This window comes from Actinocorallia aurea (assembly GCF_054783995.1).
On sequence record NZ_BAAGPQ010000002.1, the window covers coordinates 238,559 to 263,602 of the forward strand.

The following is a 25,044-nucleotide window of genomic DNA, read 5'->3' on the forward strand; positions in this document are numbered from 1 at the left end:
CGCCCGTCGAGATCCCCCGTCACGGCAGGGTGTGGATCCGGTCACCGTCCATCGCGGCGCGCCAGCGCCAGGGGCCTCTCGGGCTCCGCGGGCGTGTCGCCCGCGCCGCCCGCCCCGAGACCCGGCTGCGAGAACGTCGCGGGGATCTCCAGGATCTGCCAGTTCCGGACCGGCCACACCACCACGAACGCCCTGCCGATCACGCTGCTGACGGGGATGGTGCCGCTGCCCGGGTCCGCCTGGTGCCCGCGCGAGTCCCATGACACCTCGCGGTGGTCGCCCATGACCCACAGCCTTCCGGGCGGCACGACGACGTCGAACTTCTGGGTGGACGGCACGTTCTGCTTGCCGGTGATCGGGTCGGTGTACAGGTACGCGGTCTCGTCCAGCGGGACGTCGTTGACGGTGATCCGCCCGGTCCCCGCCTCGCAGCAGACCACGTGGTCGCCGGGCACGCCCACGACCCGCTTGATGTAGTCCTTCTCCCCCGGGACGACCCCGAACGCCGTCCCCACGGCCCTCAGGACGCGCTGGACGGGATTGGTGGGCTCGGCGACGTCCACCTCCGGGTCCCAGCTGTCCAGGCCGCTGAAGACGACGATGTCGCCGCGCTCGATGTCCCTGACCTTGTAGACCAGCTTGTTGACCAGGACGCGGTCGCCGATCTGGAGGGTCTCCTCCATCGAGGAGGACGGGATGTAGAACGCCTGCACGACGAAGGTCTTGATCAGCAGAGCCAGTCCCAGGGCCACCGCGATCAGCAGGGGCAGCTCCTTCCAGAACGAGCCCTGCTTCTTTCCCTCGGAGGCCTCCGCGGCGTCTTCGGGACCCCCGGTCCCCTCGCCTTCGTCGGCGCTGACGCCGTCGATGTCGGAACGCACCGGTCTTCCGTCCTCCCCGGACGCGCTCGGCCCTGGATCTTCGTCGCTCATCAGGGCCAGAGCCTAGCGCCGCCCGGTAGAAGCAAGCTTCGGGAGGGGTTCATGGGGCGGCCAAGAACGCCGAACGCCCGGCCCCCGAAGAGGCCAGGCGTTCGGAAAGTCCCGTTCGGGAGCGGCGACTAGAAGTCGCGCTTCTCCTTGATGCGGGCGGCCTTGCCGCGCAGGTTGCGCAGGTAGTACAGCTTGGCGCGCCGCACGTCACCGCGGATGGTGACCTCGAGCTTCTCGATGGCGGGCAGGTTGAGCGGGAAGGTCCGCTCGACGCCGTAGCCGCCCTTGCTGACCTTGCGGACGGTGAAGGTCTCGCGCGCGCCGCCGCCCTGACGGCGGATCACGACGCCCTCGAAGACCTGGATACGGCTGACCTTGCCCTCGGTGATGCGCACGTGCACCTTGACGGTGTCGCCGGGGCGGAAGCTCGGGAGGTCCGACCGCAGCGCGGCCTTCTCGATCTCCTGGATCAGGGTGTGCATGGAGTGTCCTTGCTTGCTGGCCCGGACCCGAGAGGCCCCAGAGGTGAAGATGGGGGCGTCAGGTGCGGGGACGTAGAGATGCGCGCGCGGAAGGCACGCGACGCTCTAGTTTGCCACAGGTACGGCGTGCTCCTCCAAATCGGAGCGCGCCCGCCCGGTCACCGAAGGCTGATCAAGGGTGATCAGCCGTCCAGCGCGTGCTTTCCGGGCACCGCGAGGTCGCCGAAGCCCAGTTCGGTCAGGAGCCTCCGGTCGTGCTTGTCCAGCGCCTTGGGATCGAGGCGGGCCAGGAGGTCGGGCCGCAGGGCCGCGGTGCGGCGGAAGGCCTCGTCGCGCCGCCACCGGGCGATCCTGCCGTGGTGGCCGGACTTCAGGACCTCCGGCACCTCCAGGTCGCGCCAGACGGGCGGCTTGGTGTAGACGGGCCCTTCGACGAGGGTCTCCATGCGGCCGGGCGCGAAGGAGTCGTCGGAGACCGACTCGGCGTTGCCGAGGACGCCGGGCACGAGCCGGGAGACCGCCTCGATCATCACCAGGACCGCGACCTCTCCCCCGGCGAGCACGTAGTCGCCGATGCTCACCTCGTGGACCTCGACGACGTCGCGGTAGTGCGCCATGACGCGGGAGTCGATGCCCTCGTAGCGTCCGCAGGCGAAGACGAGATGGGGCGCGGAGGCGAGTTCACCGGCGACGGCCTGAGTGAACGGCCTGCCTGACGGGGTGGGGACGACGAGTCGGCTCTGCGGCGTCAGTACGTCGTCCAGGGCCTCGCCCCAAGGGGCGGGCTTCATGACCATGCCGGGGCCGCCGCCGTAAGGCGTGTCGTCCACGGTGCGGTGCCTGTCGTAGGTCCAGTCGCGCAGGTCGTGCACGCCGAAGGACAGGAGCCCCTTGTCGGCGGCCTTGCCCAGGAGGGAGGCCGACAGGGGCGAGAAGTACTCGGGGAAGATCGTGATGACGTCGAAGCGCACGTTGGGGATCCGGAGGTGCTAGTCGAAGAGCCCGTCGGGCGGGTCGACGACCAGGCGGCCGCCTTCGAGGTCGACCTCCGGGACGAGCGCCGCGACGAAGGGCACATAACGGTCGCCGGCGGGGGTGTCCACCACCACGAGTTCCTGCGCGTGGTGCAGGATCTCCGAGACCGTGCCGATCTCCTCGCCGGAGGTGGTGACGACCTTCAGCCCGACGAGCTGCTGGTCGTGGAAGTCGTCCGGGTCGGACGAGGTGAGGATCTCCGAGGAATCGATCACCAGCCAGGTGCCGCGCAGTTCCTCCGCGCGGTTGCGGTCGGCGACGCCCTCGAAGCGCACCACGAGCCGCCCGCTGTGCCAGCGCGCCGAAGCGACCGTCAGCGGGCCGGCCGACACGGGATCCGTGGCGAGCACCGCGCCCGGGGCGAACCGGGCGTCGGCGTCGTCAGTGCGCACGTCGACGGTGATGTCGCCGCGGATCCCGTGCGGTTTGCCGATGCGGCCTACTACCAGTTGCACTGGTCAGCGGACCTCGTTGACGTCGAGCAGGTCCACACGGACGTACCGGCCGCCCGAGAGGGCGCCCATGACCGTGCGGAGGGCCTTCGCGGTACGACCGCTCCGGCCGATGACCTTGCCGAGGTCCTCGGGGTGCACGCGCACCTCGAGAACCCGGCCACCGCGGATCCGCTTGGCGCCCACCTGCACCTCGTCGGGGTGATCGACGATGCCGCGGACCAGGTGCTCGAGCGCTTCTTCGAGCACTTAGGCCTCGCTCGGGGCTTCGGTCTCGGCGGACTCGGTCTTGGCCTCGGTCTTGGCCTCGGCCTTCTTCTTGGCCTTCGGCGTGGTGGCGGCGCCACCGTCGAGGCTCGCGGCCTCCTTGGCGGCGGCGGCGTACAGTTCGCCCTTGTCGGCCTTGGGCTCAGCGGTCTTCAGCGTGCCCTCGGCGCCGGGGAGGCCCTTGAACTTCTGCCAGTCGCCGGTGATCTTGAGCAGCTTCTCGACGGACTCGGTCGGCTGCGCGCCGACGCCCAGCCAGTACTGGACCCGCTCGGACTCGACCTCGATCAGCGAGGGCTCCTCCTTCGGGTGGTACTTGCCGATCTCCTCGATCGCGCGACCGTCCCGCTTGGTGCGGGCGTCGGCGATGACGATGCGGTACTGGGCGCTACGGATCTTGCCGAGACGCTTGAGCTTGATCTTGACAGCCACGGGTGTGGTAACTCCGGTTTCAGTGAAAGGTGAACGACGGACCGCAAGGGTGGGGACCAGAGCGGGGCCGTTCAGATGGACTCCGGGCGCTAGGGCGATGAGAGGGCGCCTCACGCACCGGGTTTCCAGCAACCCATTCTGCCAGACGCCGATGACTGCTCGCCCACGCCACTCCGAAACCGCCCCTGCACCCTGCGTTCGCGCAGGGTGCAGGGGCGGGCGGGGTCAGTCCTTCTTGCCGAAGTCGCCCAGATCGGGCATCTGGAAGCCCGGGGGGAGCTGGGAGGGCAGGCCGGCGCCGCCGCCGAAGGCCGGGGGGAGGCCTCCCTGCTGCTGCTGTTCCTCGGGCTTGGCGGCAGGGCCCAGGGCGCGCTTGCGGGGGTCGCCGGACTGGCGCTTGCCCTTCTTGGGCTTGATCTGCTTGGCGGGCTTGCCGCGGCGGGCGCCCGGCATGCCGGGGATGCCCATGCCGCCGGCCATGGCCTTCATCATCTTCTGGGCCTGGAAGAAGCGGGTGACGAGGGAGCTGACCTCGCCGACGGTGGTGCCGGAGCCCTTGGCGATGCGGGCGCGGCGCGAACCGTTGATGATCTTCGGTTCGGAGCGCTCGCCCGGGGTCATGGAGCGGATGATCGCGGCGACGCGGTCGAGGTCGCGGTCGTCGATCTGATCGATCTGCTGCCGCATCTGGCCCATGCCGGGCAGCATGCCGAGCAGGTTCCCGATCGGCCCCATCTTGCGGATCATCATCATCTGCGAGAGGAAGTCGTCGAGCGTGAAGTCCTCGCCCGAGGCGAGCTTCCCGGCCATCTTGGCGGCCTCGTCCTCGTCGAACTGGCGCTGGGCCTGCTCGATGAGGGTGAGGATGTCGCCCATGTCCAGGATCCGGCCGGCCATGCGGTCGGGGTGGAAGACGTCGAAGTCCTCGAGCTTCTCGCCCGTGGAGGCGAACATGATCGGCCGGCCGGTGACCTGCCGGATCGACAGCGCGGCGCCGCCTCGGGCGTCGCCGTCGAGCTTGGTCAGGACGACGCCGTCGAAGCCGACGCCGTCCATGAACGCCTGCGCGGTGTTGACCGCGTCCTGGCCGACCATGGCGTCGACGACGAACAGGACCTCGTCCGGCTCGGTGCTCCGCCGGATGTCGATCGCCTGCTGCATCATCTCGGAGTCGATGCCGAGGCGGCCCGCGGTGTCGATGATCACCACGTCGTGCTGGGCGCGCTTGGCCTCGGCGATCGAGGCCTGGGCGACCCGGACGGGGTCGCCGACGCCGTTGCCGGGCTCGGGCGCGAAGACCGGGACCCCGGCCCGCTCGCCCATCACCTGGAGCTGCTGGACGGCGTTGGGCCGCTGGAGGTCGCAGGCGACGAGGAGGGGCGTGTGGCCCTCGCCCTTCAGCCAGTGCGCCAGCTTGCCCGCCAGGGTGGTCTTACCGGCGCCCTGGAGGCCGGCGAGCATGATGACGGTCGGGGCGGTCTTGGCGAACCGGACGCGCCGGGTCTCACCGCCCAGGATGCCGACCAGCTCGTCGTTGACGATCTTGACGACCTGCTGTGCCGGGTTCAGCGCCTTGGAGACCTCGGCGCCGCGCGCCCGCTCCTTGACGTTCTCGACGAACTCCTTGACCACGGGCAGCGCGACGTCGGCCTCGAGGAGCGCGACCCGGATCTCCCGCGCGGTGGCATTGATGTCGGACTCCGACAACCTGCCCTTGCCGCGCAGGTTGGTGAAGACCGAAGTCAGCCGATCGGAGAGATTCTCGAACACGGTCCGTCCTAGCGTGACGCGGAAAAGGAACGTCGAACAGCCTACCTATCCGAAGCGCCCGTTGACGTAGTCGGCGGTGCGGGGGTCTGCCGGATTGTCGAAGATCTCGGATGTGGGGCCTGATTCCACGATACGTCCGGGGGTGTCGTGTTCGGCGAGGAAGAACGCGCACGTGTCGGAGACGCGGTGCGCCTGCTGCATGTTGTGGGTGACGATGACGATCGTGACCTCCGAGGCGAGTTCGCCGATGGTCTCCTCGATCCGCCGGGTCGAGGTGGGGTCGAGGGCCGAGCACGGCTCGTCCATGAGCAGGACCTCGGGCGAGACGGCCAGCGACCTGGCGATGCACAGGCGCTGCTGCTGCCCGCCCGACAGGGCGCCGCCGGGGGCGCGCAGCCGCTTCTCGACCTCCTTCCACAAGCCGGCGCGGCGCAGGCACTGCTCGACGAGCGCGTCCTTGTCGGCGACCTTGAGGCCGGAGAGCTTCAGCCCGGACGTCACGTTGTCGTAGATCGACATCGTGGGGAACGGGTTCGGCTTCTGGAAGACCATGCCGATGCGGCGGCGCACCTCGGTGATCCGGCGGCCCGGCGCGTAGATGTCCTCGCCGTCCAGGGCCACCTCGCCCGCCAGGGACGCCGACGGGATCATCTCGTGCATCCGGTTGAGTATCCGCAGGAAGGTGGACTTCCCGCAGCCTGAGGGGCCGATCAGCGCGGTCACCTTGCCGGGCTCCATGGCCAGGCCGACCCTGTCGAGCACCTTGCGCTCGTCGAACCAGGCCGACACGTCGGTGGCGACGAGCCCGCCGCCGGCGCGGGGCGCGGGGGCGTCCGGGGTGAGGGTCCCGTCGATGAGCGTGTCGTCGGGGAGCGTGCCCTCAGGGATGATGCTGCCGGAAAGCGTCTTGTCGGTCATGTCATGCCCGTCCTGATTCACAGCGTGTTGGGGAGGAGCCGGGCGAGGCTCTCGTAGATGTTCCAGAGCACCGCCAGCAGGACGGGCGAGGAAACGACGTAGGTGGGCCACTTCGACCAGCGCAGGTAGGAGAAGGTCGTGAGCCCGACGCCCAGGAGGAGCGCCTCGGCCCACAGGAGCAGCGGGATCAGCGCGCCGGGGTCGCCGCTGAGGCCTACCTCGGACCTGCTGATCCGCGGCGCCTCCGCGGTGTTCCCGGCCACCGGCGCGGTGGTGAGCCGGGCCGTCACCAGGGCCTCGCCGCGCGGCGCGACGGGGCTGTCCGCGGTCACCAGGACGAGCGTCGAGGAGCCGGAGTCGGGCGGCAGGATCGACGGCCCGGAGCCGCTGACGGTGTAGGAGGCCAGGCCCTGGCCGGTGATCACCGTGATGACGTCGCCGGTGTGCAGTTTGTCCAGCGCGCCGAACGGGCCCCCGTAGACGCCCGCGCGGCCGAGGATCACGCTGATGCCGGGCTGCCCGGGCAGCGGGGTGTCGCGGCGGTGGCCGGGCCCGTGGGCCAGGTCGCCGGACGTCGTCCCCTCCACGACGACCTCGCGCAGCCCGAGGCGCGGGATCTCCAGGATCGCCACCGACGCGCCGGCCGCCATCGGCGGGGCGACGGGCGCGGTGCCTTCGGCGAGTTCCTTGCGGAAGTCCGCGTAGCGGGTCACCTGGTCGCGGTCGTGCTGGAGCGGCGAGAGCACCGCGAGGTAGGCGAGGAACCCGAGCAGGAAGGCGCCCAGGAGGCCGAGGCTCACGCCCGCGACGACCAGGTACGGGTTGCCCCGGCGCGGCGGCAGCGCGGGTCCGGGACGGGGCGCCGGGGCCTCCTCCGCGGCTTCGACGTGCTGTTCGAGGGGCTGATCTTCGACGGCGGTCACGGCTTGCGCCTCCTTCCGGCGTTCCGGAGCGCCTTCACGCGCGGGATCTTGGGCAGGGACCAGCGCGCGGGCGGCGGCACGACCACGCCGAACCGGCCCGCCCCGTAGAGCATGGGTCCGAGCAGCGCGGCGGCGAGGCCGGCGCCGAGCAGGGTGGGCAGCAGCCAGCCGAGCAGCGGCGAGGCGTCGGCCGAGAGCCTTCCGCCCATGGGGGCGGGCGCGCCCGCCTGGAGCGCGGGCAGCGCGACGGGCTGCGGGGCGTCCTCGGCGGCCGGGGCCTCGGGGGCCGAGCCCCCCGGCGGCTCGGGGATCTTGCCCTTCTGCGCGATGACGGCCTTGGCCGCCTTCTTCGTCTGCGCCTTCATCGCCGCCGTCAGGGGCACGTACCCGACGGGCCGGGTGCCGGGCTTGACGCCGGGCTTCTGGCCGGGTCCGGCCGCGTGTTCGAGGAAGGAGGCGATCTTGCCGGCCTTGCCGGCGGCGACCCCGTTCGTGGGCACCTCGGCGTACTGGACGTGCGTCAGCGGGTAGGCCTTGGCGTCCTTGGCCTTGTAGTCGGGCAGCGCGGTGACCCCGTCGGTGTTCTTCTCGAAGTGCTTCAGCATCGCCGCCATCGACTCGTCCGTCGGCGCGACGTACTTGCCCGCCGCGTTGCGCAGCTTCGCGGAGGAGAACCGCAGCGCCTGCGCGTCGGAGGTCGCGACGATCGCGAACAGGCCGCGGTTGCCGACGGCGTAGGGCGGGGTCTTCACGTAGTTCCCGTACTGGTCCTTGACGTAGTTCTCGCTGTTGTCCCGGTTCGTCACCAGGTAGCGGGCGACCTCGTGCAGCCCGAGCACGGGGATGAACCCGTGGACGAACCGCTTGTCCGGGTCGCGGGAGACGAACGCGCTCGTGGGGAACTCCGCGCCCTTGAAGTTCTTGTTGACCGTCATCCCGCCGGGGGCCTTGGCGCCGCCCAGGAAGGCCGCGGCGTCGGGGTCGGCGGCCAGCCAGCGCGTCAGCTCGTAGGTGAGGTCGTTGTCTCCGGAGACGACGGTCGGCCAGCCCATGCTCGGCCAGGAGTGCTCGTCGCCGTTGAGCTTGAGGAACTCGGGGTCCTGGAAGATGTCCTGCGGGTTGTCCTTGGTGGCCTTGTTGCAGTCCTTCACCCCGGGACCGCAGGCGGCGCTCATCGAGTAGGACTCGGTGAGCATCTTGGCGACGAGGCGCGGCGTCAGCTTGATGCCGGTGATGGGCTTGCCGGTGTCGGCGTCGTCGACGCGGTAGGCGATGGCGACGCCGGAGATCCCGACGGGCGCGTAGTCGAACGCGCGGGACGGCGCGGTGTCCTCGGGCCGGGTCGTCAGGGCGACGTCGGTGCCGTTCGTCTGGAAGCTGGAGCGGGCCAGGGGCTCGCCGAGCGAGGTGTAGTCGACGTCCACGTCGGCCTTGGAGGTGCACAGGCCGGGCTGCCACCGCTCGATGAGCCGCTTGGACTGCGGGGAGCCGGTGATGCGGAAGTCTGCGTCCTCCAGCTCGCAGGTGGCCGCGGAGACGGCGAAGCCGATGGGCGCGACGATCCGGTTGGCCCAGGCCCAGTCGGAGTCGAGGTAGGCCTGGGTGGCGAGCTGGCCTTCCAGGGTCGGACGGGTCGGGTCGCCGTCGTTGGGGATCACCACGATCGAGCAGTCGTCGGCGGCGTCGCACGCGAGGCTCGCCGACTCGGCGATGGTGCGCACCTCGACGTCGGCGTAGCCGCGGCCGTTCGGCGCGGTCAGCGCGGTGACGGCGTTGGTGGGCCCGTCGGGCAGCACGCCGCCGCCCTTGGGCTTGTCGGGGTAGGTGAACGAGCCCGAGCCGTAGCAGTCGGCGACGGACTCGGGGGCCTTGCCCCGGCACTGGTAGACGCGGACGACGTGCGTGGTGCTGTCGCTGAGGAACGCGTCGGAGCTGGGCGTGAATCCTCGCCAGCTCACCCGGATGACCTGGTTGACCAGGTCGGCGGCCTGGTCGACCGTCACCTTGCCCGTGGTGTTGGCCGGGTATTCGGGCTCTGCGGGGTCTTCGGGATCTTCAGGGGCTGCGGGCTCCTCCGGGTCCTCGGTCGTGTCCGGGTCCGCCGACGGGCTCGCGGTGGCCGTGGCCGAGGGGGTCGCCGAAGGCGTCTGGGTGGCCTCCGGGTCGGCCGCGGCGGTGGTGCAGAACGCGAGGGCCACGGCGGCCAGGGCGGCCCCGACCCGGCGCGTCATCGCGCACCACCGGAACGGCGGCGGCGGGCGAGGGCGGTGAGGACCGGCGGCAGGACGAGCGCGCCCAGCAGCACGCCCGCGGCGACCGTTCCGGCGACCAGCGCCGTCCCGCTCTGCGCCGACACCTCGACCGGCTCGGCGAAGGCGGTGCTGCCCGCGGCGACCACGGGGGCGTCGCCGCCGAGGGCGACCGGCGTGGAGGCGCCCGCGGACGGCTTCGCGGTCGCCGCCGGGTCCGTGGCGGCGCTGGTGCCCGCACCCGGCTCACCGCAGGGGATCTTGCCCTCCTGGTCGCAGGCCTCGGGCTGCGCCGCGGTCTCCAGCAGCACGTTCTTGCCGCCCTCGAAGGTGGGGTTGTGGCACGTCGACAGGTCCGCGCCGGCCGAGATGTGGCCGGGGATCCGGTTCATCTGCTGGTAGGCGGCCTCGACCAGGTTCTTGGGCAGCGGCGAGTACCCCAGCTCCGGCGCCTTCTGCTGGCCCGCGCACAGGAAGTAGTCGATGAACGTCGAGAGCGTCTTGCCCTTCTCCGCGGTGAAGGGCGCCTGCGTGGACGTCGGGATGATCATGTAGGAGTAGCTCGACAGCGGGTAGGCGCGCTTGTCGGCGCTGTCGTAGACCCCTTCGAGCTTCTGCGTCAGGTCGGAGTTGATGTCGGCCTTGGTGAGCGCGACGGCGACGTTGGAGGCCGTCGGCAGCGTGTAGTAGCCGGACTTGTTCTTCACCTTGATGACGGGGTAGCCCGCGTTCCGCGCGTAGGCGTACTCCACGTACGTGATGGCGCCTTCGCCGTAGCTGGCGGACACGTAGGCGGCCACGCCGTTGGAGCCGTTCTGCTGCTTGCCGCCGGGCAGCGTCGGATAGTACGACGTCAGCCCCTTCTTCTTGAAGAACGGGCGCCAGAGGTCGGGGTACTGCGTGTCCATCCACAGGGAGAACTGCGCGGTGGTGCCGGAGCCGTCCGAGCGCGTCACCGGGGTGATCTTCCGGTTCGGCATCGCGACGCCGTTCATGTCCTTGGTGATCGCCGGGTCGCTCCAGTTGGTGATCTTCCCGGTGAAGATCTTGGTGATCGTCTCGCCCGACAGCCGCAGGTTCTCCACCCGCTTGCCGTTCCTGGTGAGGTGGTACATGAACGAGGTGCCGCCCGCGACGATCGGCATGTAGGCGTAGGAGCGCTTGCTCACCTCGGCCGGGCTGCCGTCCTCGGGGTGCAGCTGGAACGGGATCTCCGAGACGGCGAAGTCGACCTGGGAGCTGCGGAAGTCGGTGCGGCCCGCGGTCGAGCCCGAGCCGGTGTAGTTGACCGTGATGCCGTTCTTCTTCACGGCCGCCGCCCACTGGTCCAGCGCGACCTGGCTCCAGGTCGAGCCGCTGCCGGTCACCGGCACGAAGTCCGCGGCGGCGGCCGGCCGGGCGGAGGTGAGGGCGAGCAGGGACGCCAGGATGAGCGCCCCCAGACGTCGAGCGCTCATGCGGACGTCTCCTTGTCGGATGCGATGGGGAAGCCCCCGGGCAGCGCGGAGGCGGAGGCGGGGGCCGCGGCGCGTTCGGCCTTCGCGAGCCTGCGGCGGGCCCGGCGCGTCATCTGCCCGGGCGCCGCACCCCCCAGCAGCCGCGCGACGGTGAAGAGCACCAGCACGACGAGCGCGAGGACCAGCGCCGCCCCGAACGCCCGCGAGACCATGTCCGGCTGCGGGAACTTCACGTAGGTGTAGATGTAGAGGGGAAGGTTGGTCATGTTCCCCGAGAACGGGTCGACGTTCATGCCGCGCGCGAACCCTGCCGTCAGCAGGACCGGCGCGGTCTCCCCCACGCCGCGCGCCATCGCGAGGACGATGCCGGTGGCGAGGCCGGAGCGCGCGGTCGGCAGGACCACGCGCCACACGACCTGCCACTGCCCGGCGCCCAGCGCGTAGGCCGCCTCGCGCAGACCGCCCGGCACCAGCCGCAGCACGACCTCGGACGCCCGGGTGACGATCGGCACCATCATGATCGCGATCGCGAGGGCGGCGGCCAGCCCTGACTTCTGGAACCCGAACGTCAGGATGAACGCGGCGAGCACGAACAGTCCGGCGAGGACGGACGGGAGCGCGCTCATGGTGTCGACGATGAGCCGCACCGGACGCGTCAGCCTCCCGCCGACCTCGACCAGGAACAGCGCGGTGGCGATCCCCAGCGGCATGGCGATGGCGACGCCGATGCCGAGCTGGATGAGCGAGCCGACGACGGCGTGGATCACGCCGCCGCTGGTCAGCGGGTCCAGCGCGCCCGTGTCGGACATCGTCTGGGTGAAGAAGTTGGCGTGCGCGAACGCCTGGGCGCCGCGCAGCACGGTGAACCCGAGGATCGCCGCGATCACGGTGACGGTCAGCAGCCCCGCGCTGTGCACGAGCACGCTCACCAGGCGGTCGGTCGCCGCGAGCCGCCCGTGCTCGTGCGTCACGATGATCGCGTACAGGACGAGGAAGGCCGCGTACCAGCACACGGCGAAGCCGAGCGCGCCGGAGAACGGCAGCAGTCTGGTGTAGAGGAGCCACACCAGGGAGAGGCTCGCCGCGGCGGCCCCGGCGAGGGCGTAGCGGTCCTCGCGGACGATGCCGCCGGGGCGGAAGCGGCCGCGAACGGGCCGCCGCCCGGGGGCGGCGGAGGGGTCGGTGCGCGGTTCGGCGATGGTCATGGTCAGGCCTCGGTCGACGCGCCGGAGCGGCTGCGGTTGATGATCATGGCGGCGAAGAAGTTGATGACGAGCGTCAGCGCGAACAGCACGAGGCCCGCGGCCATGAGGGCCGACAGGCCGAACTCGCTGGAGTCGGAGTAGCGCAGCGCGATGAGCGCGGAGATGGAGTTCCCGGCTCCTTCCAGGACGTGCAGGGTGGCGCGGAAGTCCGGGGAGATGATGAGGACGACGGCGATGGTCTCCCCCAGCGCGCGGCCGAGCGAGAGCATCGCCGCGCCGATGACGCCGCCGCGCCCGAAGGGCAGCACCACCGTGCGGATCATGCCCCAGCGGGTCGAGCCGAGCGCGTAGGCCGCCTCCCGTTCGGCCTGCGGGGCCTGGGAGAACACCTCGCGCGAGAGCGAGCAGCAGATGGGGATCACCATCATCGCGACGACGAGGCCGGCGATGAAGTGGGAGGAGGTGTAGGAGCCCGGGTCGGCGTGGTCGGTGTCGACCCGGAAGAACGGCAGGAAGGAGGCGTGGTCCGACAGCCAGCGCGAGACTCCGATCAGGCGCGGCTGGAGGAACGTCACCCCCCACAGGCCGTAGAGGATCGACGGGATCGCCGCCATGAGGTCGACGACCGCGATGAGCGCCCGGCGCATGCCCGGGGAGGCGTACTCGCTGATGTACAGCGCGGCCAGCACCGCGATCGGCACGCCCACGGCCAGCGCCGTCAGCGCGATCTCGACCGTGCCGAGCAGCACCGCGGCGACGCCGAAGTCGTGCAGCTCCGGGTCCCAGGTCTGCGTGGTGAAGAAGTGGTACCCGGCCGTGTTGAGCGCCGAGAAGCCGCGCAGGGCGAGGAAGAGGCCGATGAAGCCGAGGATGACCAGGAGGGTCACGCCCGAGCCGCGTACGGCCGCCCTGAAGGCGGCGTCCACCGGCGCGAACCGCGCGGTGATCCGCCGCCGCTGCTCCGCCGGGGCGGGCGCGGCGCCGGGGGGCGCCGAGGGGGCGATGCTCATCGTGGTCACCGTTTCTTGGGAGCCCGTTCTTGAGAGAACAAGGGCCGAAGGCGACCGGACGCCGCCGGTCGCCTTCGGATGCTTCAGCTCAGGGAGCGAAGGGCCGTGGCGTCAGGAGACGGCGCCGCAGCCGCCGCCGATGGGCTCGAAGCCGAAGGAGCGGATGAGCGCGGGCTGGTCGCACACGAAGCCGGTGGCGCCGAAGATGGCGTCGAACTTCACCGCCTCGTCGGTGCGGACGACGTTGTAGACCAGGCGCAGGTACTGGTGCGGGAAGTCGGAGGCGTTCAGGCGGATGTTCTTGCCCTTCACGCTGCCCTTCTTGCCGATGGTGATCTTGCCGGTGGTCGGCGAGACGCCCGCGATCTTGCCGAGGACGAGCTTGCCGTGGCGGTCGCTCTTGTGGTTGATCGCCTGGGCGATCCACTGGCCGATGGAGAACGGCGCGATGGAGGCGCGGTTCGTGCCGACCTTGGTGCCGTCGTTCTCGATGTTGGTGGCCTTCTGGTTGACGCAGGAGCCCACCTGGGCGTCGGTCAGGCCGATCGCGCCGAGGAAGAACGAGCGGGTGCCGGAACCGGCCTGCGGCAGCCACGGCTTGATGGCGACGCGCTTCTTGCCGTTCTTCTTGCCGCCGACCTGGTCCCAGTAACGGGCCGAGGAGGCGCACTTGTAGATGCTCGCGAGCTGCGACTTCTTCAGGCTCTTGGGCGCGAAGCTGTTGTAGTTCACGGCCCAGGTGACGCCGTCCTGGGCGAAGGCGTAGAAGCTCAGGGTGGCCTCGGTGCCGTCGGTCTTCTTGGCGCGCGAGGAGCGGGCGAAGTCGTAGGCGCCTTCGTTGTCGGCCAGCAGTGCCTTGATGCCGTTGCTGGAGCCGACCACGCGGGCGCGCTTGGGCAGGCCGGCCTTGGGCGTGAAGGTGGCCGAGCCGGTCGCGTTGAAGCTGGCGAGCCTGGCGGCGGGCTTCGTCTTGTTGTACGCGGCGGCGAGCGCGTTGACGACGTCCTGGGTGGTGTCGGAACCAACACCGACGAGGTCGGTCTTGGCCGGGGTGAAGCCCGGGTCGGCGCTCGCCGGAACCTGGACGGCGCAGACGGCCAGGGCGGCGGCCGCCGCACTGAGGACCATCTTCTTGAGCATTCTTCCTCCGCGAAGATGCTTCGGCGGCACTGCGACCGCCGGCAAGCCACTCAGCTCGCGGAGGAAACCTTGGAGCCGCGAAACGAACACGCGAGTCCTTTTCACATGTCCGGCCGTCGCTCACTTGGCGAATTACTCGCGAACAAGATGAACGGGGACGAACATCACCTGCGGCGGCCGCGTCACAGGGCGCCGCGGGAGCCCCGGCCGAGGCTCCCCGCGGGCCCTTCGAGGCCTCAGCCGAGGGCGCTGAGGATGTCCTCCTCGATCTCGCCCAGCAGCACCGGGTCGGTCACCGGGCCGCCGTCGTGCCCGACCACGTAGAACACGTCGACCGCCTCGGAGCCGAGCGTGTCGATCTTCGCGGCGCGGATGTGCAGGCCGCAGTCGCCGAGCACGCGGCCGATCCGCCACAGCAGGCCGGGCTGGTCGTGCGCGCGGACCTCCACGACGGTCGCCGTGCTCGACGCCTCCTCCACGAAGGTGACCTTCGGCGGCGCGACCGCGACGCCCCTGCGGTGCCGGACCGCCCTGGCCCGCTTCTCCAGCCGGTCGGCCACGTCGAGCCGCCCGGCGAGCGCACGGCGCAGATCCGCCTCGATCGACGCGGGCTCCGGCGGGCTGCCGAACTCCGGCTGGGCGGTGAACTCGATGACGGCGTTGCCGGCCCCCACGTCGCCGTGCGAGAACGTCCGCGCGGTGCGCAGGACCAGCCGGTGCAGGGCGAGCACGCCCGCCGCCTGCCAGAGCAGCCCGGGACGGTCCCAGGCGACGATGGTGACGCTCAGCGCGCCGCCCGTGTGCCGGGCCCACGTGCCCCGGACCGCGCTGCTGCTCACCCGGACCGCGACGCCGTCGTGCCGGGCGAGCGCGAGCTGCGCGGAGGTCGGCGCGGGCGTGCGCGGCGGCTCGTCGCCGCGCAGGGCCGCGCCGGTGCGGCGGACCAGCTCGTCGATGAGCCGCGACTTCCACGAGCCCCACGCGGCGGGGCCCGTCGCGCCCGCGTCGGCGGCGGCGAGCGCGTGCAGCAGCTCAAGGACCAGAGGCGTCTTGACGGCCTTGGCGACGGTCTCGATGGTGAGCGGGTCGTCGAGGTCGCGGCGGGTGGCGGTGTCGGGCAGCAGCAGGTGGTGCAGGACGACGGCCACCAGGACCTCGACGTCCTCCTCCGGGAAGCCGAGGTAGGCGGCGATCTCCCGGGTGTACTCGGCGCCGACGACCGAGTGGTCGCGGCCCGAGCCGTCCTTGCCGATGTCGTGCAGGAACGCGCCGACGAGCAGGAGGTCGGGGCGGGAGGACTCGCGGATGCGGCCCGCGACGCCCGCGGCGGCCTCCATGAGGTGCCTGTCGACGGTCCACTTGTGGACGGCGTTGCGCTGCGGCCGGTTCCGGACCCTCGTCCAGTCCGGGATCATCCGGACCACCAGGCCCACCTGGTCCAGGCCCTCCCACACCGGGATCGCCGCCGCGCCCGCGCCCAGCAGCGAGACCAGGGCGGTGCGCGCGGCCTCCGGCCACGGCACGGGCAGCCCCGGGAACGACTTGGCGAGCTGGTCGAGCGTCGCCGGGGCCAGCGGCAGCCCGGCGCCCGCCGAGGCGGCGGCGGCGCGCAGCGGCATCGACGGGTCAGTGAGGTTCGCGCCGCGGGCGAGGACCACCTCGCCCTGGTACTCCACAAGGCCGTCGGCGATGGGCGTGCGCTCGGAGCGCGCGGGCGGGGCGCAGAAGCGCTCGACGTTCCGCCAGACGGTGTCGCCGGCGTAGGAGATCGTCCTGGCGGCCTCCGCGACGCTCCCGAGCAGCGCGATCCCGTCGTCCAGCCCGAGTTCCTCGGCGACGCCGTCCTGCTCCTGGAGCAGGAGGCGGTCGGCGGAGCGGCCCGTGCGCTTGTGCAGCGCGTGCCGGATCTCCAGGAGCGAGTCATAGGCCGCCCTGACCTTCGGAGACGGCTCAGGGACCGCCCAGGTGGCCACGACGGCCTGCATCACGTGCACGTCCCGCAGGCCGCCTTTGGCGTCCTTGACGTCGCCCTCCAGCAGGAAGGCCAGCTCGCCGAGTCTGTCCCACCGCTCGACCGTCATCTCGCGCAGCTCCGGCAGCCGGGTGCGGGCCGAGGCGCGCCAGTCGGCCAGCACCTTGGAGCGCACGTCGTCGGCGAGTCTGCGGTCCCCGGCGAGGCACCTGCCGTAGAGCAGCCCCATCAGCGCCTTGAGGTCCTCCCCCGCCACCGCGCGGGCCTCGGCGACCGTCCGCACCGAATGGTCGAGCTGGAGGCCGCGGTCCCAGACGGGGTACCAGATCTTCTCGGCCAGCTCGGCGATGTCCGGCCGGCCGTCGTGCAGCAGGACGAGGTCGAGGTCACCGCCCGGGGTCAGGTCTCTTCGGCCGAGGCTGCCGACCGCGACGAGGGCGACCCCCTCGGCGTCGGCTACCAGCTCGGCGAGCCAGTGGTCGAGCTCGGCCACCCGGGCGGCCCGTTCCGTCGCGAAACTCAGCACCTCGTTCACCTCTCCGCACAGAGTAAGGGGCGTCCCGGATGTTCTCCGGAACGCCCCTCGCGCTCTCCCCCGAATCCGACGGCCCCGGCTTAGAGGGCCTCGGCTCCGGTCTCGCCGGTCCGCACGCGGACCACGGTGTCGACCGGGGTCGACCAGACCTTGCCGTCGCCGATCTTGCCGGTCTGCGCGGCCTTCACGACCACGTCGATGACCTCTTCGGCGTCCTCGTCCTCGACGAGGATCTCCAGGCGGATCTTCGGCACGACGTCGACCTTGTACTCGGCGCCGCGGTAGACCTCGGTGTGGCCCTTCTGCCGGCCGAAGCCGGAGGCCTCACTGACGGTCATGCCCTTGACTCCGAAGGTCTCCAGGGCGGCCTTCACGTCGTCCAGCTTGAACGGCTTGATGATGGCGGTGATGAGCTTCATGCGTCAGCCTCAACCTTCTTGTCGGAGGCGACCGGTGCCGAGAAGGACGAGGTACCCGCGTGCGAGGGGGCCAGGTCGTAGGCGCTCTCCGCGTGGACCGCGATGTCGATGCCGTTGGCCTCGTCTTCTTCGGAGATCCGGAACCCGATGGTCTTGTCGATGATCTTGCCCAGGATGAAGGCGATCACGAAAGAGTAGACGCCCACGGCGATCGGGCCGATGCACTGCCACAGGAGCTGCTCGACGCCGCCACCGTAGAACAGGCCCTTGCCCTGCGCACGGGACAGGCCGTTGTCCTCGGTGAGGAACGGGTAGGCGGCGAAGAAGCCGAGGGAGACGGCGCCGATGACACCGCCGACCAGGTGGACGCCGACGACGTCGAGCGAGTCGTCGTAGCCGAGCTTGTACTTCAGGCCCACCGCGAAGGCGCAGACGGCACCGGCGATGAGGCCGATGACCACGGCGGCCCAGGGGTCGACGAAGCCACAGGCCGGGGTGATGGCGACCAGACCGGCGACCGCGCCGGAGGCGACGCCCAGCGTGGTGGCGTGGCCGTCGCGGAGCTTCTCGACGAGGATCCAGGCGCCGGCCGCGGCGGCGGTGGCGACCTGGGTGTTCATGAAGGCCAGGCCGGTGGTCTGGTCGACCGCCAGCTCGGAGCCGGCGTTGAAGCCGAACCAGCCGAACCACAGGAGGCCGGTGCCGAGGAGCACGAAGCCCAGGTTGTGGGGACGCATCGGCTCACGCGGCCAGCCCTTGCGCTTGCCGAGGACGATGGCCAGGGCCAGCGCCGCGGCACCGGCGTTGATGTGGACGACCGTACCGCCGGCGAAGTCCTCGATGCCCTTGCTCCACAGCCAGCCGCCGCCCCAGACCCAGTGCGCGACCGGGAAGTAGACGATGGTGACCCACAGGCCCGCGAACAGCGTCCAGGCCGCGAACTTGGCGCGGTCGGCGATGGCGCCGGAGATGAGGGCGACGGTGATGATGGCGAAGGTCAGCTGGAAGGCCGAGAAGACCATCTCCGGCATGTTGTCGGAGGTGCCGCCGTCGACGTCGTCGGGGATCAGGCCGGAAAGGACGGAGTTGAAGACGCCGTCCAGGCCGAGCTTGTCGAAGCCGCCGATGAAGTTGTTGAGCCCGGTCGCCGGGTTGGCGGTGAAACCGACCGTGTAACCGAACAGCACCCAAAGGATGGAGACGACGATGATGCTGACAAAGGACATCATCATCATGTTGAGGACGCTCTTGGCCCGGGTCATGCCTCCGTAGAAGAAGGCCAGGCCTGGCGTCATGAGCAGGACCATGGCGGTGGCCGCCAGCATCCATGCGGTCGTACCTGTGTCGATCATGAGGAAGAGCGCCCCTCCTATGTGGGTTTTCCGTTCGCCCAGAAGACTCTTCCTTGGCCGTTTCGCCCTCGCGGCACAGATGTTTCCGACGTGTGAAACATCCATAACCGATGTTTCACAAGTGTTTCCCCTCTCGCACCGTTCCAATACCCGCCGAACGATCGCCGACGGGCGCCCCGGAACGTGACTTCTTCGAAATCTGACCGCGTCCCGGGGGCGTGATCACCGAAAAGGAGGACCGGTCCGCACGGACCGGTCCTCCTTCGTGCGCGGTGGATCAGGGCTGCCGGTGGGTGCCCGTGTGCTGCGCGCCGGTGCCGCCGGGCGCGCCCGGGTCGACCCATTCCATGCCGGGGACCTGCTGGCCGGCCCCCGTCTGCTTGTGCGCCATCGCGCCCCACAGGGCGAAGGCCGTGAGCGCGATGCTCGCCGCGATCGACAGGTACCAGCCGGCGTCAAGGCCGATGCCCGCGTCGGCAAGCGCCACCGCCTCGCTGCCGCCCAGGACGGGCGGGATGTCGAGCGCGTTGCCGAAGCGGAACGCGAAGACCACGCAGGCGATGAAGGCCAGCGCGCCGCAGATGGCCGAGCCCATGAGCATGCCGCGGCGGTTGCCGTCGGTCACCATCGCGGCCAGGGCCATCGCACCGGCGAGGAAGGCGAGGATCAAGGCGATCTTGCCCTCCCACAAGCGGACGCCGCTCATCGTCGCGGCGCTGAAGAAGGTCACGCTGATCCACGGCAACAGGGTGCCGAGGATGAGCACCGCCGCCGATATCGCCGACGCCTTGGACGCCGTTGACGTGATGCGATGCTCGGCGGAGAGCATCGGGGACATGCCATGACCCATGGCGGTCTCCCCTTGCGTTCCACCTGCCATCTGGGTGGACGAGCCGCTCGGCCCCCCAGGGGCGGCCTCTCCCCCCGCGGATGTCGCGCCGTGCGGGCGCCTGGTCGGTGTTGACACTTCGATCCCCCCGATCTGTACGGGTTCGTGCCTATCTCCTCACGTAAGCACAGATCGAGGGGGAACGTTCCAAGCCCGGTTATGGCCGGTGGCCGGATTCCCTCAAACCGATCTTTCTTCCTGATCTCCGGACCCGATTCGCGGGGATCCGCCGCGATGCCCTCCCGAGCACCGCGGCACCGCCCGCGCGGCCCCGAAGAGGGGATCAGCCGAGGATCGCGTCGACGAAGGCGCCCGGTTCGAACGGCGCCAGGTCGTCGGGGCCCTCACCGAGGCCGACGAGCTTCACCGGCACACCCAGCTCGCGCTGGACGGAGATGACGATGCCGCCCTTGGCGGTGCCGTCCATCTTGGTCAGCGCGATCCCGGTGATGTTGACCGCCTCGGCGAACACCCGGGCCTGGGTGAGGCCGTTCTGGCCGGTCGTGGCGTCGAGGACCAGCAGGACCTCGTCGACCGAGGCCTGCTTCTCGATCACCCGCTTGACCTTGCCGAGCTCGTCCATGAGGCCGACCTTGGTGTGCAGCCGGCCCGCGGTGTCGATGATGACGGTGTCGACGCCCTCGGCGATGCCCTCCTTGACGGCCTCGAACGCGACGCTCGCCGGGTCGCCGGCCTCCGGGCCCCGGACGGTCCGGGCGCCCACCCGCTCGCCCCAGGTGGCGAGCTGGTCGGCGGCGGCGGCGCGGAAGGTGTCGGCGGCGCCCAGCACGACGGTCTTGCCGTCGCCGACCAGGACACGGGCGAGCTTGCCCGTCGTCGTGGTCTTGCCGGTGCCGTTCACGCCGACGACCATGAGGACGGCAGGGTTGCCCCCGTGCTTGTCGACCTTGAGGCCGCGCGGCAGGTCAGGGCCGATCTGGGCGATGAGCTGCTCGCGCAGCATCGCCTTGACGTCGTCGGGCGACCGCCTGCCGTCGACCCGCACGCGGGTGCGCAGCTCGTCGACGATCATCCGGGACGGGGTCACGCCGACGTCGGCCTGGATGAGGAGGTCCTCGATCTCGTCCCAGTCGTCGTCGGACAGCGAGTCGCGGGAGAGCAGGGCGAGCAGGCCCTGGCCGAGGGTGCTCTGGGAGCGGGCGAGGCGCGCGCGCAGCCGCTGGAGCCGGCCCGCGCTCGGCGGCGGCACCTCGATCTCCGGCGCGGGCGGCGCCTGGGCGGCCGGGGGCGCCGGGGCCGTCGCGACCCCTGCCTCCCCGAGGTCCGCGCCGGTGCCCGCCGGCTCCTTGATCTGCGGTGGTTCGGGCGGCGCCTCGATGGTCGGGGCGCCCGAGCGGGACCGCAGCAGCGCGACAGTCCCGCCGACCGCGATGATCACGAGCAGCGCGATACCGAGAATCAGATATTCCATAGCGCGTCCAGTCTCGCAGACTCCCCGGCGTCAGACCGGTTCGGCCTCGCGGAGGCGCTGACTGATCACCTGGGAGACGCCGTCGCCGCGCATGCTGACGCCGTAGAGCGCGTCCGCGCCCTCCATCGTCCGCTTCTGGTGCGTGATGATGATGAGCTGGGACGTGTCCCGCAGCTCCTCGAAGACGCCGATGAGCCGCTGGGTGTTGGTGTCGTCCAGCGCGGCCTCGACCTCGTCGAGCACGTAGAACGGGCTCGGCCGTGCCTTGAACACCGCGACGAGGAAGGCGATCGCCACCAGGGAGCGCTCGCCGCCCGACAGCAGCGACAGCCGCTTGACCTTCTTGCCCGGGGGCCGGGCCGAGACCTCGATGCCCGTGGTGAGCATGTCGTCGGGGTCGGTGAGGGACAGCGAGCCCTCGCCGCCGGGGAACAGCCTGCCGAAGATCCCGGCGAAGTGCTCGGCGGTCTCGGCGTAGGCCGCGGCGAAGACCTCCTGTACCCGTTGATCGACGTCCTTCACGATGTCGAAAAGATCCTTGCGGGTCTTCTTCAGGTCCTCCAGCTGCGAGGTGAGGAAAGCGTGCCGCTCCTCCAGCGCCGCGAACTCCTCCAGCGCGAGCGGGTTGACCTTGCCGAGCTGGGCCATCTGCCGCTCGGCGGCCTTCGCCCGCTTCTCCTGGACGGCCCGGTCGTACGGCTCGGGCGAGGCCTCGGGGTCCTGTGGCGGGACGGGCTGGTCGGGGCCGTATTCGGCCACCAGCCCTTCCACCTCCATGCCGTACTCCTCCAGCGCGCGCTCGGACATCTGCTCCAGGCGCAGCCGCTGCTCGGCCCGCGTGACCTCGCTGCCGTGCACCACGTTGACCAGGCGCTCCAGCTGGGTGGCGTACTCACGGACCTGCCCGCGGACGATCTTCAGCTCCTCCTCGCGGGCGGCGCGGCGGCGTTCGGCGTCCTCCCGCTCGGCGACCGCGATCTCCAGGGACCTGCCGATCCGCAGCAGCGCCGTCTGCGCGCCGTCCTGCACGGCCCGGGCTATCCGCGCCTGCTCCTCGCGGCGGCGCCTGCGCTCCACCGCGAGCGCCCGGTCGCGGCGCTCCTTCTCGGCCTGGCGGTCCAGCGCGTCGGCGCGCCCGGCGAGGGCGCCCGCGCGCTCCTCGGCGGTGCGGACGGCGAGGCGCGCCTCCATCTCCGCGCCGCGCAGTTCGCCGACGCGCTCGGCGAGCTCCTCGCGGATCTCGGTGTCGGGCTCCTCTTCGGGCTCGGCCTCCGCGTCCGCCGCGTAGCGCTCTTCCATCTCGGCGAGGCGCTCGGCCGTGGCGTCCCGGTTGTCCTCGGCGTCCCGGACGTTGCCGGCGAGGCGCTCGGCCTCCTGCCTGGCCGCCTGGGCCGCGGCCTGGAGGCGGGCCTCCTGCCTGGCCTCCTGGGCCGCGGCGGCGTCCGCCTCGCGCAGGCGGGCGCGCACCCCGTCGAGCTCCGACTGGGCCTGTCCCACGGCGGCCTGCACGGCGGCCGCGAGCGCCTGGGCCTCCTCGACCGCGAGCTGCGCCTCCGCCTCTGCCTCGGCCGCCTCCTCCAGGCCCGCGGCGCTCAGCTCGGCGGACTCGCGGGCCCTTCCCAGCGCCGCGAGCGCCTCGTCCAGGGAGGCGCGCATCTGGAGCGGTCCCTGGCCGCTGGAGGAGCCGACGCGCGCCCAGTGCGCGCCGAGCAGCCTGCCGTCGCGGGTGACCGCGCGCAGCCCGGGCTCCTCGGCGACGATCCGGCGCGCCGCCCGCGGGTCGTCCACGACGACGACGCCTTCGAGCAGCCGGTCCAGCGCCGGACGCAGCTCCTCGGGCACGTCCACGAGTTCCGCCGCCCAGGTGCCGCCCGCCGGGCAGGGGCCGCCCGTCCCCGCCGTCTGCGGGGCCCCGCCGATCACCAGCCCTGCGGCGGCGCCGCCTTCGGCCAGGAACTCCAGCGCCTCGGCGGCGGTGTCCAGCGAGGCGACGGCGACGGCCTCGGTGAGCGCGCCGAGCACGGCGGCGACGGCGGCCTCGGCTCCCGGACGGACGGCGAGCACCGACGCGAGAGTGCCCTCCACCCCGGCGATGCCGGAGGACAGCAGCGCCTCCCCGCCGTCGGCGGCCGATCCGAGGCCGAGTTCCAGCGCCTCGATCCTGGCCTGGAGCGCGGTGACCTCCTTCTGCGCCCGCTGGTCGGCGGTGCGCGCGGCGGAGATCTGCTCGCGGGCCGCCTTCAGCGCCCGCTGCGGCTCCTCGACCGCCGTGCGCGCGAGCGCGACGCTCTCCTTGGCCTCGGCGAGCGCCGCCTCGGCCACGTCGAGGTCGGCGGCGATCCGCGGATCGACCTCGATCTCCAGCTGGAACGACGCGGCCTCGGCCAGCGCGGCCTCCGCGCGGTCCTCGGCGGCCAGGCGGGCCTCGGTGAGCCTGCCGATCTCGGCCCCGGCCGCCTGGAGGCGGGAGCGCAGCGCGTCCAGCGCCGACCGCTGGCGGGCGAGGGACTCGCGGCGCTCGGCCGCGGCCCGGGTGAGCTGCTGGATGCGCCGGTCCTCGGCGGCCAGCGCGGACTCGGCCCCCGCGCGCTCGGCGACGGCCTCCTCCAGCCCGCCCTGCGCCTCCTCCAGCCGCTCGGCCAGGACCTCCTCCTGCGCGCGGATCTCCTCGGCCTCGCGCTCCAGCTCCTCGGGGTCGCGGCCGAACCGCTCCTCGCCCTCGAAGCCCGTCGCGCCCCGGTGCCGCTCGGCGGCGAGGTCGGCGACGCCGCGCAGCCGCTCCTTGAGCGACGACAGCCGGAACCAGGTCTCCTGCACGGCGGCCAGAACGGGCGCGGCCTCGGCCGCCTCGGCGTCCAGGTGCTCCTCGCGGGCCTGGGCGGTGGCCAGGGCCGCCTCGACCTCGGCCCGGCGCCTGCGGACTGCGTCCTCGTCGGCGGCCTCCCGCTCGATCCTGGCGGCGAGGGTGACGAGGTCGTCGGCGAGCAGGCGCAGCCGCGCGTCGCGCAGCTCGGCCTGGATCACCGCGGCCCGGCGCGCGATCTCGGCCTGCTTGCCGAGCGGCTTGAGCTGGCGGCGCAGCTCGCTGGTGAGGTCCTGCACGCGGGTGAGGTTGGCCTGCATCGCGTCGAGCTTGCGGAGGGCCTTCTCCTTGCGCTTGCGGTGCTTCAGGACGCCCGCGGCCTCCTCGACGATCGCGCGCCGGCCCTCGGGACCCGCGTTGAGCACCTGGTCGAGCTGGCCCTGGCCGATGATCACGTGCATCTCGCGGCCGATGCCGGAGTCCGAGAGCAGTTCCTGGACGTCGAGCAGGCGGCAGCCGTCGCCGTTGATCGAGTACTCGCTGGAGCCCGACCGGAACATCAGCCGGCTGATCGTGACCTCGGAGTAGTCGATCGGCAGGGCGCCGTCGGTGTTGTCGATGGTCAGCACGACCTCGGCGCGGCCCAGCGGCGCCCGGTTGGCCGTGCCGGCGAAGATGACGTCCTCCATCTTGCCGCCGCGCAGCGACTTGGCGCCCTGCTCGCCCATGACCCAGGCCAGGGCGTCGACGACGTTGGACTTGCCCGAGCCGTTGGGGCCGACGACGCAGGTGATGCCGGGTTCGAACCGCAGGGTGGTGGAGGAGGCGAAGGACTTGAACCCGCGCAGGGTCAGGCTCTTGAGGTACACGCGCGGAAAGTCCCCCTCACGGATGCGGCCCGGCGATGGAGTGACCTGTGATGGCCGGGAGTGAAGGAAGCAGCTTATCCCCGGTGCCGGGCCACCTCATCGTCCCATTGCCGGGGGGCGCGCACCGAGGTTTTCCACAGCCGTGACGAAAACCTGGGGAATGACAAAAGGGACGCGATTGTCATCGACGTCCCTGTCTGTCGGTACCCGGAAAGTGACCGTATGTGGACTGGAATCTGGATTCTGTCCTGTTATGCCCGGGTACAGCCCGCTTTCAGGTGAGTGCGGGCTCGCGGTCGACGGAGTGCACGACCTCAGACGAACTGAGGGCGTCGTTCTCCTCCTGGAGCCGAATCAGTTCGGCTTCCAGATCCCGTACCCGCCGCTGGAGACGTCGCATCTCCGCGACCATCCGGGGGTCGGGACCGCCGACGTGGCCGAGTAGAGCCTTCGCCATGATTGAGGGTCCTCCACGCTGAGTAACCAGCAGAGATCACACTG

The 25,044-nt window shown here is 71.3% G+C and carries 21 protein-coding genes; all 21 read right to left on the reverse strand.

The window, feature by feature from the left end; genetic code table 11:
- Positions 1-41: 41 nt before the first annotated feature.
- Positions 42-932, reverse strand: coding sequence for a signal peptidase I (gene lepB, locus ACYVOM_RS01320; protein ID WP_460301318.1), 891 nt, complete (start codon positions 930-932; stop codon positions 42-44).
- Positions 933-1,060: 128 nt separating this feature from the next.
- Entirely contained in the window at positions 1,061-1,414 is a 354-nt protein-coding gene (rplS, locus tag ACYVOM_RS01325) for a 50S ribosomal protein L19 (protein WP_319812759.1), read from the reverse strand.
- A gap of 182 nt (positions 1,415-1,596) precedes the next feature.
- Positions 1,597-2,385, reverse strand: coding sequence for a tRNA (guanosine(37)-N1)-methyltransferase TrmD (trmD, locus tag ACYVOM_RS01330; RefSeq protein WP_460301319.1), 789 nt, complete (start codon positions 2,383-2,385; stop codon positions 1,597-1,599).
- 18 nt (positions 2,386-2,403) lie between these two features.
- Positions 2,404-2,904, reverse strand: coding sequence for a ribosome maturation factor RimM (rimM, locus tag ACYVOM_RS01335; protein WP_460301320.1), 501 nt, complete (start codon positions 2,902-2,904; stop codon positions 2,404-2,406).
- Between the two features lie 3 nt (positions 2,905-2,907).
- Positions 2,908-3,150, reverse strand: coding sequence for an RNA-binding protein (locus ACYVOM_RS01340; RefSeq protein WP_230612575.1), 243 nt, complete (start codon positions 3,148-3,150; stop codon positions 2,908-2,910).
- Positions 3,151-3,600 carry a 30S ribosomal protein S16 gene (rpsP, locus tag ACYVOM_RS01345; protein ID WP_460301321.1) on the reverse strand — a complete coding sequence of 150 codons (450 nt, stop codon included), beginning with the start codon at positions 3,598-3,600 and terminating at the stop codon, positions 3,151-3,153.
- A gap of 225 nt (positions 3,601-3,825) precedes the next feature.
- Complete coding sequence (ffh, locus tag ACYVOM_RS01350; protein WP_460301322.1) at positions 3,826-5,370, reverse strand: signal recognition particle protein; 1,545 nt, start codon at positions 5,368-5,370, stop codon at positions 3,826-3,828.
- Between the two features lie 45 nt (positions 5,371-5,415).
- Positions 5,416-6,288, reverse strand: coding sequence for a phosphate ABC transporter ATP-binding protein (locus ACYVOM_RS01355; protein WP_460301323.1), 873 nt, complete (start codon positions 6,286-6,288; stop codon positions 5,416-5,418).
- A 17-nt stretch (positions 6,289-6,305) separates the two neighbouring features.
- A complete protein-coding gene (locus tag ACYVOM_RS01360) occupies positions 6,306-7,211 on the reverse strand; it encodes a sortase (protein WP_460301324.1) in 906 nt (301 codons plus the stop codon).
- On the reverse strand, positions 7,208-9,442 hold the full coding sequence (locus ACYVOM_RS01365; RefSeq protein ID WP_460301325.1) for a hypothetical protein: 2,235 nt from the start codon (positions 9,440-9,442) through the stop codon (positions 7,208-7,210). Before ACYVOM_RS01365 ends, ACYVOM_RS01360 begins: the two co-directional genes overlap by 4 nt.
- On the reverse strand, positions 9,439-10,917 hold the full coding sequence (gene pstS / locus ACYVOM_RS01370) for a phosphate ABC transporter substrate-binding protein PstS (protein WP_460301326.1): 1,479 nt from the start codon (positions 10,915-10,917) through the stop codon (positions 9,439-9,441). The genes ACYVOM_RS01365 and pstS overlap by 4 nt, the downstream gene beginning before the upstream one ends.
- Positions 10,914-12,122: a phosphate ABC transporter permease PstA gene (pstA, locus tag ACYVOM_RS01375; RefSeq protein ID WP_460301327.1), complete on the reverse strand. Its 1,209-nt coding sequence runs from the start codon at positions 12,120-12,122 to the stop codon at positions 10,914-10,916. Before pstA ends, pstS begins: the two co-directional genes overlap by 4 nt.
- A gap of 2 nt (positions 12,123-12,124) precedes the next feature.
- Positions 12,125-13,132: a phosphate ABC transporter permease subunit PstC gene (gene pstC, locus ACYVOM_RS01380; protein WP_460301328.1), complete on the reverse strand. Its 1,008-nt coding sequence runs from the start codon at positions 13,130-13,132 to the stop codon at positions 12,125-12,127.
- Positions 13,133-13,243: 111 nt separating this feature from the next.
- Positions 13,244-14,272 (reverse strand): PstS family phosphate ABC transporter substrate-binding protein, encoded by a 1,029-nt coding sequence (locus ACYVOM_RS01385; RefSeq protein ID WP_460301329.1) that lies wholly within the window; start codon positions 14,270-14,272, stop codon positions 13,244-13,246.
- Between the two features lie 236 nt (positions 14,273-14,508).
- Positions 14,509-16,779, reverse strand: a complete 2,271-nt coding sequence (locus ACYVOM_RS01390) for a [protein-PII] uridylyltransferase (protein ID WP_460301330.1) — start codon at positions 16,777-16,779, stop codon at positions 14,509-14,511.
- Positions 16,780-16,859: 80 nt separating this feature from the next.
- Positions 16,860-17,198: a P-II family nitrogen regulator gene (locus tag ACYVOM_RS01395; RefSeq protein WP_460301331.1), complete on the reverse strand. Its 339-nt coding sequence runs from the start codon at positions 17,196-17,198 to the stop codon at positions 16,860-16,862.
- Positions 17,195-18,550: an ammonium transporter gene (locus ACYVOM_RS01400; protein WP_460301332.1), complete on the reverse strand. Its 1,356-nt coding sequence runs from the start codon at positions 18,548-18,550 to the stop codon at positions 17,195-17,197. The genes ACYVOM_RS01395 and ACYVOM_RS01400 overlap by 4 nt, the downstream gene beginning before the upstream one ends.
- Positions 18,551-18,827: 277 nt before the next feature.
- Entirely contained in the window at positions 18,828-19,400 is a 573-nt protein-coding gene (locus ACYVOM_RS01405; protein WP_460301333.1) for a hypothetical protein, read from the reverse strand.
- Positions 19,401-19,722: 322 nt separating this feature from the next.
- A complete protein-coding gene (gene ftsY, locus ACYVOM_RS01410) occupies positions 19,723-20,871 on the reverse strand; it encodes a signal recognition particle-docking protein FtsY (protein ID WP_460301334.1) in 1,149 nt (382 codons plus the stop codon).
- Between the two features lie 30 nt (positions 20,872-20,901).
- Positions 20,902-24,543 (reverse strand): chromosome segregation protein SMC, encoded by a 3,642-nt coding sequence (gene smc / locus ACYVOM_RS01415; RefSeq protein ID WP_460301335.1) that lies wholly within the window; start codon positions 24,541-24,543, stop codon positions 20,902-20,904.
- A gap of 274 nt (positions 24,544-24,817) precedes the next feature.
- Positions 24,818-25,000 carry a hypothetical protein gene (locus ACYVOM_RS01420; RefSeq protein ID WP_460301336.1) on the reverse strand — a complete coding sequence of 61 codons (183 nt, stop codon included), beginning with the start codon at positions 24,998-25,000 and terminating at the stop codon, positions 24,818-24,820.
- Positions 25,001-25,044 lie beyond the last annotated feature (44 nt).

Bases quoted from the DNA above. Each gene is read 5' to 3' on its own strand.
- ACYVOM_RS01355 (WP_460301323.1), bottom strand. From the start codon at position 6,288: ATGACCGACAAGACGCTTTCCGGCAGCATCATCCCTGAGGGCACGCTC.
- lepB (WP_460301318.1), bottom strand. From the start codon at position 932: ATGAGCGACGAAGATCCAGGGCCGAGCGCGTCCGGGGAGGACGGAAGA.
- pstA (WP_460301327.1), bottom strand. From the start codon at position 12,122: ATGACCATCGCCGAACCGCGCACCGACCCCTCCGCCGCCCCCGGGCGG.
- ACYVOM_RS01385 (WP_460301329.1), bottom strand. From the start codon at position 14,272: ATGCTCAAGAAGATGGTCCTCAGTGCGGCGGCCGCCGCCCTGGCCGTC.
- pstC (WP_460301328.1), bottom strand. From the start codon at position 13,132: ATGAGCATCGCCCCCTCGGCGCCCCCCGGCGCCGCGCCCGCCCCGGCG.
- ftsY (WP_460301334.1), bottom strand. From the start codon at position 20,871: ATGGAATATCTGATTCTCGGTATCGCGCTGCTCGTGATCATCGCGGTC.
- ACYVOM_RS01420 (WP_460301336.1), bottom strand. From the start codon at position 25,000: ATGGCGAAGGCTCTACTCGGCCACGTCGGCGGTCCCGACCCCCGGATG.
- ACYVOM_RS01405 (WP_460301333.1), bottom strand. From the start codon at position 19,400: ATGGGTCATGGCATGTCCCCGATGCTCTCCGCCGAGCATCGCATCACG.
- ACYVOM_RS01365 (WP_460301325.1), bottom strand. From the start codon at position 9,442: ATGACGCGCCGGGTCGGGGCCGCCCTGGCCGCCGTGGCCCTCGCGTTC.
- ACYVOM_RS01400 (WP_460301332.1), bottom strand. From the start codon at position 18,550: ATGATCGACACAGGTACGACCGCATGGATGCTGGCGGCCACCGCCATG.
- ACYVOM_RS01395 (WP_460301331.1), bottom strand. From the start codon at position 17,198: ATGAAGCTCATCACCGCCATCATCAAGCCGTTCAAGCTGGACGACGTG.
- pstS (WP_460301326.1), bottom strand. From the start codon at position 10,917: ATGAGCGCTCGACGTCTGGGGGCGCTCATCCTGGCGTCCCTGCTCGCC.
- rplS (WP_319812759.1), bottom strand. From the start codon at position 1,414: ATGCACACCCTGATCCAGGAGATCGAGAAGGCCGCGCTGCGGTCGGAC.